11 protein-coding genes are annotated in these 13,441 nt (G+C 64.1%); 3 read left to right on the forward strand and 8 right to left on the reverse strand.

What is annotated here, in order from left to right; all coding sequences use genetic code 11:
- Positions 1–36 precede the first annotated feature (36 nt).
- The 5 genes from AT984_RS16680 to AT984_RS16700 form a co-directional block, all read right to left on the reverse strand.
- Positions 37–603, reverse strand: a complete 567-nt coding sequence (locus tag AT984_RS16680; RefSeq protein ID WP_058721066.1) for a phosphatidylglycerophosphatase A family protein — start codon at positions 601–603, stop codon at positions 37–39.
- Entirely contained in the window at positions 600–1,562 is a 963-nt protein-coding gene (thiL, locus tag AT984_RS16685; RefSeq protein ID WP_058721067.1) for a thiamine-phosphate kinase, read from the reverse strand. Before thiL ends, AT984_RS16680 begins: the two co-directional genes overlap by 4 nt.
- A 72-nt stretch (positions 1,563–1,634) precedes the next feature.
- Positions 1,635–2,213 (reverse strand): NnrU family protein, encoded by a 579-nt coding sequence (locus AT984_RS16690; protein ID WP_058721068.1) that lies wholly within the window; start codon positions 2,211–2,213, stop codon positions 1,635–1,637.
- 55 nt (positions 2,214–2,268) lie between these two features.
- On the reverse strand, positions 2,269–2,886 hold the full coding sequence (locus AT984_RS16695) for a response regulator transcription factor (RefSeq protein WP_058722399.1): 618 nt from the start codon (positions 2,884–2,886) through the stop codon (positions 2,269–2,271).
- Between the two features lie 38 nt (positions 2,887–2,924).
- Complete coding sequence (locus tag AT984_RS16700) at positions 2,925–4,994, reverse strand: sensor histidine kinase (RefSeq protein WP_156422067.1); 2,070 nt, start codon at positions 4,992–4,994, stop codon at positions 2,925–2,927.
- 168 nt (positions 4,995–5,162) lie between these two features.
- Between AT984_RS16700 and AT984_RS16705 the strand changes: the two genes are divergently transcribed.
- The 3 genes from AT984_RS16705 to AT984_RS16710 all read left to right on the forward strand — a co-directional run bounded on the left by AT984_RS16705 (position 5,163) and on the right by AT984_RS16710 (position 8,624).
- On the forward strand, positions 5,163–7,487 hold the full coding sequence (locus tag AT984_RS16705) for an NADP-dependent malic enzyme (protein ID WP_058721069.1): 2,325 nt from the start codon (positions 5,163–5,165) through the stop codon (positions 7,485–7,487).
- A gap of 318 nt (positions 7,488–7,805) precedes the next feature.
- A complete protein-coding gene (locus AT984_RS22570) occupies positions 7,806–8,156 on the forward strand; it encodes a ribonuclease domain-containing protein (RefSeq protein ID WP_082680114.1) in 351 nt (116 codons plus the stop codon).
- A 72-nt stretch (positions 8,157–8,228) separates the two neighbouring features.
- Entirely contained in the window at positions 8,229–8,624 is a 396-nt protein-coding gene (locus AT984_RS16710) for a barstar family protein (RefSeq protein ID WP_058722401.1), read from the forward strand.
- Between the two features lie 254 nt (positions 8,625–8,878).
- On the opposite strand, the gene rsmA is transcribed toward AT984_RS16710, so the two are convergent.
- The 3 genes from rsmA to AT984_RS16725 are packed head-to-tail and all read right to left on the reverse strand — an operon-like array spanning position 8,879 to position 13,360.
- Positions 8,879–9,646 (reverse strand): 16S rRNA (adenine(1518)-N(6)/adenine(1519)-N(6))-dimethyltransferase RsmA, encoded by a 768-nt coding sequence (gene rsmA / locus AT984_RS16715; protein WP_058721070.1) that lies wholly within the window; start codon positions 9,644–9,646, stop codon positions 8,879–8,881.
- Entirely contained in the window at positions 9,646–10,965 is a 1,320-nt protein-coding gene (locus tag AT984_RS16720; protein ID WP_156422068.1) for a peptidylprolyl isomerase, read from the reverse strand. Before AT984_RS16720 ends, rsmA begins: the two co-directional genes overlap by 1 nt.
- Position 10,966: 1 nt before the next feature.
- Positions 10,967–13,360: an LPS-assembly protein LptD gene (locus AT984_RS16725; RefSeq protein WP_058721072.1), complete on the reverse strand. Its 2,394-nt coding sequence runs from the start codon at positions 13,358–13,360 to the stop codon at positions 10,967–10,969.
- Positions 13,361–13,441: the final 81 nt, after the last annotated feature.

Raw genomic sequence — 13,441 nt, forward strand, 5'->3', positions numbered from 1 at the left:
CCTCGCTGGCGCGCTCTTGCGCGCCGCCACACCTCGTCAATAGAACAGGAATCGCCACACAGCGATCACCAAGAGCGTACATCCTGCTGCCACAAAATCATCAAACAAAATGCCGAAACCTTGCGCCCACGTGACTGGCTGACCACGCTCGCCCTTGAACAACTGGTCGGCCCAGCGCACCGGCCCCGGCTTGGCGGCGTCGAAGTAACGGAACAGCCCGAAGGCAATCACCTGGCCCAGCAAGCCGGTAGGCATGACCAGCCACAGCACCAGCCAGAAGGCCAGCACCTCGTCCCAAACAATGGCGCCGGGGTCAGGCGTTGCCATGGCGCGCGCCGTGGCCGTGCAGGCCCACCAGCCCACCAGCGTGCCGCCCAGCAGCAGGACGGCCCAGCGCGCATCCGTCATATGCGGATGCAAGGCTAGGAAGGACGCCCAGGCCCACAAGGTGCCCACCGTGCCCGGTGCCTTGGGCGACAAGCCGCTGCCAAAGCCCAGCGCGATCCAGCGCGCCGGATGGGCCAGCATGAAGCGGGCGGTGGCGCGGCGCGGCGCGGCGGGAGAGGCACGCGAGGCGGGCGCGACAGAAAGATCGTCACTCATGATTTGAAATGGTCAAAGCTGCTGAAGCTGGCTGCCAGGGCTTGGCCCTGACGGTCCAGCAGGCGCAAGCCCGGCTGGGCCTCGATACGGCCGATGCGGGTCACGGGCGTTGCGCTGGTCTGGGCCGCGTGCAGCACCGCCGCCTGCGCCGTGGGCGCAGCGGTGAACACCAACTCGTAATCGTCCCCACCGGCCAGGCCGCATTCGCGCTGCACGGCCAAGGTTTGCGCGGCCAAGATGGCGCTGCGCGGCAAGGCATCGGCTTCCAGGCTGGCGCCAACGCCACTGGCTTGCAGGATATGGCCGAGGTCGCCGATCAGGCCGTCCGACACATCGATGGCACTGCTGGCCACCCCGCGCAAAGCCTGGCCCAGGGCAACGCGAGGCTGCGGGCATTCCATCGCTTGCCGCACGGTCTCGAAGTCGCTGCCGCCCAAGCTCACGGTGCCACGGAAGACTTCCAGCGCCAGCCGTGCATCGCCCAGGGTGCCGGACACATAAATGTCATCCCCCACCCGCGCGCCGCTGCGCAGCAAGGCTTGGCCGGCAGGCGCTTCGCCCATCACCGTGATGCAGATATTCAGCGGGCCCTGGGTCGTATCGCCCCCCACCAGCGCAATGCCATGGGCATCGGCCAGAGCGAACAGACCCTTAGCGAAGCCGGCTAGCCCAGTCGCATCGGCGCGCGGCAGGGCCAGCGCCAGGGTAAAGACACGTGGTGTGGCGCCGCAGGCAGCCAGGTCGCTCAGGTTGACCGCCAAGGCCTTGTGGCCCAGGCGCTCGGGCGCCACGGTGGAAAGGAAGTGCCGGCCTTCGACCAGCATGTCGCTGGACACCAGCCACTGCGCGCCCGCTGCCGGATTAAGCACAGCGCAATCATCCCCAATGCCCAGCGCCACCGCGCTGTTGGCGGCCGCGCCGCGCACGAAAAACTGCTTGATCAGATCGAATTCACCCATGCGGGGATTGTCTCAGGCCAGGCGGACCGATTGTCCCGTCGATGGCCCCGTCAATGGCCGAGGCCGCACGTTTCAGCCCAAGGGCCGCACACCTAGCCAGGCCGCATGCACCACCAAGGCAAAGCCAGCCCAGGCCAGAGCCCCAAGCACCAGCGTGATCAGCGTGGGCCAAAAGCGGCCAGGCGGGTAGACGGTGCCGGCCACTCGGTCGCGCTGGCGCGCGGCGCGGAAGCACAGAATGGCCCAGACCAGGAAGCCGCCGAACAGCAGCACATCGGCCAAGGTGTTATTGGCCAGCAGATGGGCTGCCGCCCACAGCTTCACCGACAAGACCATGGGGTGATGCAAGCGCGCCTTCAGCAAATTGCCGGGCACATAGGCCGCCACCATCAGCATGAAAGCAAACAGGGTCAGCAAGGCGGCCAGATGGGCCATGCCCGGCAGGCGGGGCCACAACACCAGTGGCTGGCTGCGGGCCGCTGCAAAGCCCCAAATGATGGCTGCCAAGCCGACGGCCGAGACCAAGGCATACAAGCCCTTCCAGGCGCCCGCACCGCGCGCGGCGATGAAGCGGCTGCGGGCATCTTCCGCAAAGATGCGGGTGGAATGAATGCCCAGAAAAAGCACTAGGCCGAGTATCAAGATCGTCATGCTTTTGCGTCCTTGGGCCGCTGGCCCTTTGTCTGAAAAACAGTCCGCTCCTTCGCTACTCCTTGAGCAGATTCGACAACTCTACCGCCGACTTCACATTCATCTTCTCAAACACGCGGGCACGGTGCACCTCCACCGTGCGCACGCTGATGTGCAATTGGTCGGCAATCAGCTTATTAGGCAGGGCCTGCACCACCAGGCCCATCACTTCACGCTCGCGCTCGGTCAGTTCGGCCATGCGCTGGGCCAGGCGGCCGGTCTGCTGGCGCGCGGCGATGGCGCGGTCGCTGACGAGCAAGGCCTCTTCAATCCGGTCGACCAGGCTGTTGTCCGAAAAAGGCTTCTCGACGAAGTCAAAGGCACCGCGCTTGACGGCGGCCACCGCGGTGGGCACGTCGCCATGGCCGGTCAGGAAGATCACCGGCAGGGCGGGCCCCAGGCCGCGCTGCGTCAAACGCTCGAACAAGGCCAGGCCGCTCATGCCCGGCATGCGCACGTCCAGCAGCAGGCAGGAAGGCGCGTCTGGCCAGTCACGCGCGTGATCGGGCCGGGCATCGAGCATGGCCTCAAAAGCCTCGGCGCTGGCGAAGCCTTCGGACAAGAGCCGCCGCGAACGCAGCAACCAGGACAGGGACTCACGAATGACTTCTTCGTCGTCCACCAGATAGACCATGGGCAATTTGCGCGAGTTGCTGGGATTGATCAAAAAACTCAAGTCGACTCTCCTGCTACATCGTCGGTGCTCAGGCGCTGTGCCGCCTCCGGTTTGGCGGGGCTGGCCGCAGCGGCCAGGGTAAACCGAAATTCGGTGCCGGGCCCATCTTCGCGGCTGAAGAAGTCCAGAGCGCCGCCATGCTGCTCGATCACCGTGCGGCACAAGCTCAGGCCCAGGCCCATGCCCTCGGCGCGGGTGGTGAAGAAGGGGGTGTAGAGCTGCTTGGCCACCTCAGGGGAAATGCCCGGCCCACGATCAAGAACGGCAATGCTGACCCAACTGGCAGCGGTCTGGCGCGCCCGCAGCGTCAGCACCCGTGCGTCCAGCGGCATATCGCCGTCCATGGCCTGGATGGCATTGCGCGTCAGGTTCAGCAGCACTTGTTCGACCATGGTGCGGTCGCAGCGCACCCGCGGCATGGGCTGGGGCAAATCAAGCTCAATCCGGGTGCCGCTTTTGCGCGCCTGCAATCGCACCAGCGGCAGCACGGCGTCAATCAGTTGGTCAACGGCAATGGTCTCGCGTGACTGGTCGCGGCGGCGCACAAAGTCGTGCACGCTCTTGATCACCCGGCCGGCGCGCTCGGCCTGCTCGGCGATGCGGGTGATGGCCTGGCGCACCAATTCAGGTGTTTCCGGATCAGCCGCTTCAAGCTTGAGCAAATTGAGCGATGCGGCCGAGTAGCTGGCGATCGCCGCCAGCGGCTGATTCAGCTCATGGCTCAGCAGCGAGGCCATTTCACCCACCGTGGCCAAGCGGGCCGTGGCCTGCAGCCGGTCTTGCTGCTGGCGCGACAGCTCCTCGACCCGGCGCTGGTCGCTCACATCCAGCACCGCGCTCATCCAGCCGGTTTGCTGGCCCTGCGCGTCCAGCAAGGGCGCTTCGAAAATCAGCACCGGGAAGCGTTCGCCGCCGGCGCGCATGAACACGGTCTCAAAGCCCTGGCGCGGGTCTTCCCCGGCATTCCAGCGCGCGCTGCGGCTCATATGGCGGCGCCGGTAGCTGTCAACAAACTCGGGCGGCCAGTAGGGCGGCGCGGCCTGGCCCAGCAACTCCTCGGCCTTGAAGCCCACCATCGAACAAAAAGCCGGGTTGACGTAGGTGATGGTGCCGGCCATATCGCGCGCGCGCAGGCCGGTGACCAGGGAGTTCTCCATCGCATGGCGAAAAGCCAGAGCCTCGGCCAGCGCATGCTCGGCAAAGGCGCGGCGGCGGCCATCGCGCGCCAAGAGGTAGACCAGCACAAACAGCGCCAGCGACAAGCCCAGCACCAGGGCCGTGGTGAGGTTGGGGATCAGCTTGGGTTGGCCCGCCGCGCTGTCCACCTTCAGCTGCAAGGTCAGGCCACTGACGTCCACCAGGCGCTCGGCCAGGTAGAAGCCGGCGCCGCGGGTCAGGCCGGCGCGGGCCAGGCGGGTGCCGTCACTCTCCACAAAGCTGAACTCGGCCTCGCGCGCCAAGTCCTCGGCCACCGCCTCTTCCAGCAAATAGCGCAAGGCCAGCGTGGCGACGACGAAATTGGGCGGCTGCCCGGTGTGCAATTGCGGCAGGCAAAGGTCCACCACCTCCAGCCCCTCCCCGCCGGCCAGCACGATGAAATAGCTGCGCGAGAACTGCTGCGAGCCCTGCCGCAGGGCGGCCGCGCAAGCCAGCTGGGTTTCGATTTCCATCTCCTCGCGCGAAGCTTGCAGATAGATGGGCGAGACATAGGGCGAGTCGGTGCTGCGCGCCACAAGGCGCTGGGCATTGCGGTACTCCAGTCGCAGAATCGGCCGGGTGCGGCGCAGCAGCAAAGAGGCATCTTGAGCCCAGCGCGGGCCTTGGTCCAATTGCGGGTCATCCCACAACAAGCCCTGCAGGCCTTGCAGATCACGGTCGGTGATCTGCTTGAGCCGGGCCGCCACCTCGACAGCCACCTGGTCCACCCGTTCTTGCCCGCGGGCGGCTTCGTAGCGCAGGGTCAGCGCCACCAGCAGGGTTTGCGCCACCAGCAGCAGCACCGTCAGCGCCGCCCACAGCAGCGCCCGCCGCCAGTTCCAGGGACGTATCAGCGGTAACGGGGACAAGGGATTGGGCACAGGCTTGATGGGCACGCAAGACAGGAGCAAGTATCCTTTGCCTCGGCGGCGCCCGGATGCGCGTTACCGCGTACGGCTGGCGCCCGAGTTCGGCGGACACTCAAATCTTGCCTCCTACAATCGCCGACCCCTCTTGCCTTGTTTCGGGAACCCAACATGATCTCCTCCTCCGAAGAAAAAAAAGCTCAGTTGCGCCAAGCCGCCTTGGAGTATCACGAGTTCCCGACGCCAGGCAAGATCGCCATTGCCGCCACCAAGCAGTTGGTCAATCAGCGCGATCTGGCCCTGGCCTATTCGCCCGGCGTGGCTTTCGCCTGTGAAGAAATCGTGGCCGATCCGGCCAATGCCTTCCGCTACACCTCGCGTGGCAATCTGGTTGCCGTGGTCACCAACGGCACCGCCGTGCTGGGCCTGGGCAATATCGGCCCACTGGCATCCAAGCCGGTGATGGAAGGCAAGGGCGTGCTGTTCAAGAAGTTCGCCGGCATCGATGTGTTCGACCTGGAAATCGCCGAGAACGACCTCGACAAGCTGGTCGATGTGATCGCCTCGCTGGAGCCCACCTTCGGCGGCATCAACCTCGAAGACATCAAGGCGCCCGACTGCTTCTACGTCGAGCGCAAGCTGCGCGAGCGCATGAATATTCCGGTCTTCCACGACGACCAACATGGCACGGCCATCGTCGTGGGCGCCGCGTTTTTGAACGGCATCAAGGTGCTGGGCAAGGACATCAAACAGGTCAAGCTGGTGACTTCGGGCGCGGGCGCTGCTGCGCTGGCCTGCCTGGGGCTGCTGGTCAAGCTGGGCCTGCCGCGCGAGAACATCTGGGTCACCGATTTGGCGGGCTTGGTCTACGAAGGCCGGGTCGAGTTGATGGATCCGGACAAGGCCGCATTCGCGCAAAAGACCGAGCAGCGCACGCTCAGCGAAGCGATTGACGGTGCCGACATCTTCCTGGGCTTGTCAGCTGGCGGCGTGCTCAAACCCGAGATGGTGGCCAAGATGGCCGCACGGCCGATGATCTTCGCGCTGGCCAACCCCACGCCCGAAATCTCGCCGGAAGAAGTGCAGAAGGTGCGCAGCGACGCCGTCATCGCCACCGGCCGCACCGACTACCCGAACCAGGTCAACAACGTCCTGTGCTTCCCCTACATCTTCCGCGGCGCGCTGGATTGCGGCGCCACCACCATCACCGATGAGATGGAAATCGCCGCAGTGCACGCGATTGCGGAACTGGCGCAAGCCGAACAAAGCGAGGTGGTCGCCGCCGCCTACGCTGGCGCCACGCTGAGCTTCGGGCCCGAGTACCTGATCCCCAAGCCCTTCGACCCGCGCCTGATGATGAAGATCGCGCCGGCCGTGGCGCGCGCCGCGCAAGAGTCCGGCGTGGCCTCGCGCCCGATCACCGACATGGCTGCTTACGTGGAAAAGCTGCAGAGCTTTGTCTACGCCTCGGGCACGACCATGAAGCCGATCTTCAACGTGGCCAAGCGCGCACTGAACAAGCGCGTGGCCTACGCCGAGGGTGAAGAAGAGCGCGTGCTGCGCGCCGTGCAAGTGGTGGTGGACGAAGGCCTGGCACGGCCCACGCTGATTGGCCGCCCGGCCGTCATCGCCCAGCGCTGCGAACGCTTCGGCCTGCGCCTGCAAGAGGGGCGCGACTACGACGTGGTCAACGTCGAGAACGACCACCGCTACCGCGACTTCTGGCAGACCTATCACCAGATGACCGAGCGCAAGGGCGTGACGGTGCAAGTCGCCAAGATCGAAATGCGCCGCCGCCTGACCCTGATCGGCGCCATGCTGCTGCACAAGGGCGAGGTTGACGGCATGTTGTGCGGCACCTGGGGTACCACCGCCAACCACCTGCACTACATCGACCAAGTCATTGGCAAGCATGTGGGCGGCAGCCCCAGCACGCCGCAGGATGTGCCGGTCTATGCCTGCATGAACGGGCTGATGCTGCCGGGCCGCCAGGTCTTCCTGGTCGACACCCATGTCAACTACGACCCCACCGCCGAGCAACTGGCCGAGATCACCGTGATGGCGGCCGAGGAAATGCTGCGTTTCGGCGTTCAGCCCAAGGCGGCCCTGCTGTCGCACTCCAACTTCGGCACCACCGACCACCCCAGCGCGCTGAAAATGCGTCGCACCCTGGCGCTGCTGCGCGAGCAAGCGCCTTGGCTGGAAGTGGACGGCGAGATGCACGGCGACGTGGCCCTGGACGGCGCCAGCCGCAGCAAGATCATGCCCAGCTCCACCTTGCACGGTGAAGCCAATTTGCTGGTCCTGCCCAATATCGACGCCGCCAATATCTCCTACAACCTGCTGAAAACAGCGGCCGGCGGCGGCATCGCCATTGGCCCGGTGCTGCTGGGCGCAGCCAAGCCGGTGCATGTGTTGACGCCTTCGGCCACCGTGCGCCGCATCGTCAACATGACCGCACTGACCGTGGCCGACGCCAACGCCTTGCGGACTTGAAGCATCGATGCACTGGCTGGTCAGGCACCAAGCCAGTGCATGAATTTGCCTTGCTTCCGAGTATTTACAAAAGTTTGTAAGGGCTAACAGGAGCCGTGCCGCAGCCGATGGCGCAAGCCAGCTCGGCCGCTCGTCGATTGTGTGCGCACACTTACATACCAGATATTCCGCACGGGCTGATGCGCCGCCGCTTGAGGTTTTCCGGTGGTTTAGATACCATTATGCTTTCAGGAACAGGGTAAACCCGTGTCTTTGCTCTCTCGGCCTCCCTCGCGGGCCATTTGGATCCAGTCAGCTTTGGCCACTTTTGTTGTGGCGATGGCAGCGGTTGGCGTCCAAGTGCAAGCCAAGGAGAACAGAGAATCGGTCGCCACACCGGCAACGGTGAGCCTGTCGGCGCTGCCTCGCGAAGCCCAATCTACATACCGACTCGTTCTTGCCGGGGGACCTTTTCCCTACGACAAAGACGGTGTGGTTTTTGGCAATCGTGAACGCTTGCTGCCGCGCAAAGCTAGAGGCTACTACCACGAGTACACCGTCGCCACGCCGGGTGCCCGCAATCGCGGCGCCAGGCGTTTGGTCTGCGGAGGTAAACCCCCGACAACTCCTGATGTTTGTTATTACTCCGGTGATCACTACGCCAGCTTCAGCCGCATCGAGCACCAATGATGGCCGTGAAGCCGAGCGCAGTCAGCATTCGAAGACCATAAAGTTCTGTGACTATATAGGAGGATCGTGACCATGCTATTGCAGACCGTCCGTCCCAATATCGTGCAGGCCATAAGGGCCTACCGCGTAGAGGACTTGATGCAGGCAGCACAAGATGCTGGCCAGCATTTTCTGTATGCCAATTTGACCGAGGCACAGTCCAAGCAGGACGTGCTGGAAGCGATTGCCCAGGCATTCCTCTTTCCGGCCCACTTTGGCAAAAATCTGGATGCGCTCCACGATTGCATGACCGATCTGGTTCACAAGTCCGGCGCCCAGCCCGGCTTTGTGGTGGTGCTGGAGCAATTGCCCGACAACATCAAGTTCGACCGCGAAGCGCGTGAGCAATTGCTCGATGTCTTCCGTGAGGCCGCCGACTACTGGGGTGACCGCAAAGTTCAGTTCAGGTGCTTCTATTCTTTTCAGTAGCCCGCTCACAAGACAATGCGTCTTGGGAGCGGGCTACCGAAGAAGCCGCCGCTGCACCGGTCAAGCCAGCAGCCAAAAATTCCAAAGCAGCAGCCAATGCCAATTTCGGAATGAATATGCCCATGATGAGCAGCGCTTTTGACACTGCCATGTGGCTCAACGCCGCCTGATCTGAGTTTTCAAGCTTGCTCAGGCAACAAAAAGGGACCGCAAGGTCCCTTTTTTATTGGCCGCTGAAAACGCCGCCCAAAACGTCAGGCTGCGCTCAAGGCCTGAGCCAAAGCCACATATTCCGCCACAGGCACCTCTTCGGCGCGACGCTGCAGATCGAAATGCCCACTGAAGCCACGCGCCGTCAGCCACACACCCAGGCTGTGACGCAGCAGCTTGCGGCGCTGCGAGAAGGCCGCCGCCACCATTTCGCCCAGCAACTTCACATCGAGTTCCGGCGGCTTGGCGAAAGGCTGCATACGCACAATGGCCGACATCACCCGCGGCGGCGGATCAAAGGCCTCGGGCGGCACATCAAACACCGACTCGATGGCATAGCGCCACTGCAGCATCACAGTCAGGCGGCCATAGTCTTTGCAGCCGGGTGAGGCTGCCATGCGGTCCACCACCTCTTTTTGCAGCATGAAGTGCTGGTCCACCACATGGTCCACAAAGCCCAGCAGATGAAACAGTATAGGCGTGGAGATGTTGTAGGGCAGATTGCCCACCACGCGCAACTTCTGACCCTTGGCGGCAGCCAGCGCAGCGAAGTCCACCTTCAGCACATCGCTTTCGATGACGTCCAGGTTTTCGCGCTTGCGCAGCTTGGCGGCCAGATCCCGGTCCAGCTCGATGACGCTGAAGGACGGCATGCGGTTCAGCAGAGGGAGGGTCATAGCGCCCAAGCCGGGGCCGATCTCCACCAGCGCTTCGCCGGGTTGCGGGTCAATCGCGTCGCAGATCGACTCGATGATGTGCACATCGGTCAAGAAATGCTGACCGAAGCGCTTGCGGGCGATATGCGCGGCCATCAGTCTTGCCACTCACGCAGTTCAACAAAGGCGCGGGCGCGCAAATCCTTCACCCACTCTTGATAAGCCTCGTCGTACTTCTTCTCGCGAATGGCGCCACGGGCCTGCTCGCGCAGCGCCTTGGTTTCAATCTCGGTATTGCGGCGCTCAAGCACTTGGATCAGGTGCATACCAAAGCGCGAAGGGATGGGGGCAGAGATGCCACCCAGGGGCAAGGCGTCCATGGCCTGCTCGAACTCAGGCACGAAGGCGCCGGGGGACATCCAACCCAAGTCACCACCTTCGGGCGCGCTGCCATCCTCGGAGTTCTCGCGCGCCACTTTCTCGAAGGTGGTGGCGCCGGACTCAATCGCCCGCTTGAACTCGGCCAGGCGGCGCGCAGCCACCTCGGCGGTCAGCTGTGCCGAAGGGCGCAGCAAGACATGGCGCGAATGGGTTTGCACCACCGTGGTCAGTGAACCGCCCTTGCGCTCCACAACCTTCAGCACATGGAAGCCCGCACCGGTGCGCAAGAGCTGGGGCGCAACTTGGCCGCTGCTCAGGCCTTTGACGGCCTCAACAAACACGTCCGGCAGACGGCTGGCGGCACGCATGCCGATCTCGCCGCCCTTGTCCTTGTTGGCGTCCTCCGAGAGTTCCTTGGCCACCACAGCAAAATCTTCACCGGCCTTGATGCGAGCCAAAGCGCTTTCAGCGCGCGCCTTGCGCTCGGCCACCACCGATTCGGCGGCGCCATCCGGCACACTGACCAGGACTTGCGCCAGATTGACCTGATCCGCCTGGCTGAGCTTTTCGCGCTTTTCGTCCAAGTATTTGTCGATGTCGCCGTCGGTGATGCGGATGCGGCCTTGCACCTCGCGTTCACGCACGCGCTCGGTCATCAGCTGGTCGCGCATATTCTCGCGGAAGGTGCGGTAGTCCATGCCTTCTTGCTTGAGCCGCTCTTTGAGCTGATCCATGCTCAGCTTGTTCTGCGCCGCCACGTTGGCCACCACACGGTCAAGTTCGGCCTCGTCCACCTTGGCGCCGCCTTCACGCGCATAGGTCACCAGCACGCGATCCTCGATCAGGGCTTCCATGGCCTGCTTGTGCAGCAAGGTGCTGTCGGGCATGGCCTCGCCCTTTTGGCGGGCCTCTTGGCGCAGCCGCTCGGTGCGTTGCACCACCTCGCTGGCGGCCACCACGTCCTGGTTCACCACGGCGGCAATGTAGTCCCCTGGCTGCAGATCAGACGCTTTGCGTTGGGCATGCGCGGGCGAGCTGGCCGCCAGGGTCAGCACAAATGCGGCCGCAGCAAGGGTCAGGGAACGATGAGACATGTCAGTCATAGGAGGCTTGTTGGCTTGCCGAGCGAGAGCCGCTCAGCGATCGGTAACCAGGGATATTGTCCCTCAAGACATTGAGTGCATTGGAGCCCAGCTGGGACAAGCCCACCAGCTCCATTTGCAGCATCAAACGTGTGCTTGCTTCACTCAGGCCGGTGGACTGCCGCTCGGCCCCGATGCGCAAAATCCAGCAGCCGGCGTCGTACTCCAGGCCCAGCACCGAATCGGTCAAGCGCCGATCGCTCAGGCTGTACTGAATCCGCCCGGCGCTATACCAAGCCCCCGAGCACGCGCCACCGCCGCTGCGCTTGGCGGCCAGGCGTTCGTCATGGCCGTACAGCGGCCATTGCCACGCCAGCTCAAGCTGCTCGCTCTGACCACGTGCCAGGCGGTAGGCCGTGCTGACGGTGCGAAAAGGGCCGGGCGAATAACGCGCCCGCAAGACGGTGCGCACCGATCGACCCGCCTCGGGATTGAATTGCACCTGGCCGTCGGCCCACCACTGCTCGGTGACATGGGCGCTGGCCAGCAAAAGCAGGTCAGAAAGACGCTGATTCGCCGGCGTGCCGTCGGGCGTGATGCGCTGCTCGCTGAACAAAAAGCGCTGCACCGCACCCAGGCGCAGGATTTCCTCGCCCTGACCCGACTCAATCCAGCGGCTGGACAAGCCCAGGGTCAGCTGATCGGCATCATTGACGCGGTCGACGCCGGAGAACTGGTTCTCGGTGTAGATCGAGTCGAAATTGAAATCCTTGGGGGCCGAATCGAAATTGGGCAGGTTGCTTTGCTGGCGATAAGGCGTTTTGACGTAGAGCAGCCGCGGCTCCAGGGTTTGCAGCGTGGGGCGGCCGAACAAGCTGCTGTCGCGCTCCAACACCCAGCCATGGTCCAGGCTGAAGCTGGGGATGCTGCGGCCCATGGACCGTCGCCCGTCTTGCAAGGGCTGATCCAGCGAGTACTGTGCGGTATTCAGCGCCAGGCGCGGAATCAACCACCAGGCCGCGCCACCCATGGGCGCGCTGACATGGGCCAGGGCATGCGCACGCTGGCCGGTGTAGAGCAGGCCAGCGGCCTGGTTCCTCAGCTGAGTCGGGCTCAGCTGACCATTGGGCGGCAGATCGAAGCGGTTGTATTCCAACTCCACCGCGCCCTCCAAGCGAGCGCGCCGCACCCAGGGCACAAAGCCATCCAAGACTGCATCATCAGCGGCGGTGTTCAAACGCAGGCCCACCTGGGGCGAGCGCTGATAGGGCGAGTCGATATTGGCCAGCGGGTCCGTGCCCTGCAAAATTTGCCAGCGCTGCAGCCGTGCATAGGCATTGGCCTCGCCCCAGGGCAATGCGTGGCCGCGTGCCAATTGCACATCGTTGAGCAGCAGGCGCTGGGTGGGGCTCTGCATGCGCTTGGGCAGGTCTTTCCAGTAATCGTCGTCCGACACCCGCTCGGCCCGCACGCGGTAGCGCCAGTCCATCGCCAATTCGCCGTCTTGCACCAGATTCAGCGCCCAGCGGTTGCTGTGGGTGGCGCGGTCATTGGGCAGCAAAGCCCAGTTAACCTGGCCGCGATGCTCGGGCTCCAGATAGCGGAACTCGGAATCCAAACCGGCGCCGCGCTGCGTCATCATGAAGGGCGTCAACGTGGCATCGCGTTGCGGGGCGATATTCCAGTAATAGGGCACGCCCAGCTCGAAGCCGCTGCGGTTGTCAAAGCTGATATTGGGCGGCAACCAGCCCGATTTGCGGGTCAGGCCCAGCGGGAAGCTCAGCGAGGGCGCGCCGAGAATGGGCACGCCGTAAAAGCGCAGCACGGCGCCGGTGGCAACGCCCTCATTGGCGTCGAAGTCCATGGCCAGCTTGTCGGCGGTGATCTGCCAGTCCTGCTGCGGCTTGTCTTCGGTGATGGGGCAGCTGCTGTAGCTGCCGTTGACGGCAGTCAAATGCTTGGCGTCACTGAAGCTGACGCTGTCGGCGCGGCCGCTGCCGCCCGTCAGGGCGAAGAAATAACTAGGGCTAAGGAATTCACCCTCGAAGCGGTTGACGTAGAGCTTGAGCTCAGGCCCACGAAACAGCGTGCCGCCTTTGCTGACCTCGACCGCGCCGCTGGCATGCGCCAAATCATCCACCTGGCCATAGCTGAGCTTTTGCGAGCGCAGCAGCAATTCACCGTAGCGCAATTCCACATCGCCCTCGGCCTGCGAGCTCTGATCCACCTGGGTGCTGAGCTTGTTGGCGCTGATGACCAAGGCCGGCTTGGCATCCGCCCCGGGCTTGCCAATTTTTTTGGAGGACCGCAAGCGCGGGCCTTGCTCGGGCGCCAAGGGCTGGGCAGCAGCCGCGTCGGCCAGCAGCAGGCTGCCCACGGCCGCCAGCACGCTCAGGCTGGCAAGCACCCGCGGGCGAGGCCGGCGAACAAGTTCGGTGGCGAGAACAGAAGAGGGAGCGATGATGGGGCGCGGCACAGCGGGGGCAGG

Source organism: Paucibacter sp. KCTC 42545, from assembly GCF_001477625.1.
Taxonomy (GTDB): Bacteria; Pseudomonadota; Gammaproteobacteria; order Burkholderiales; family Burkholderiaceae_C; genus Paucibacter_A.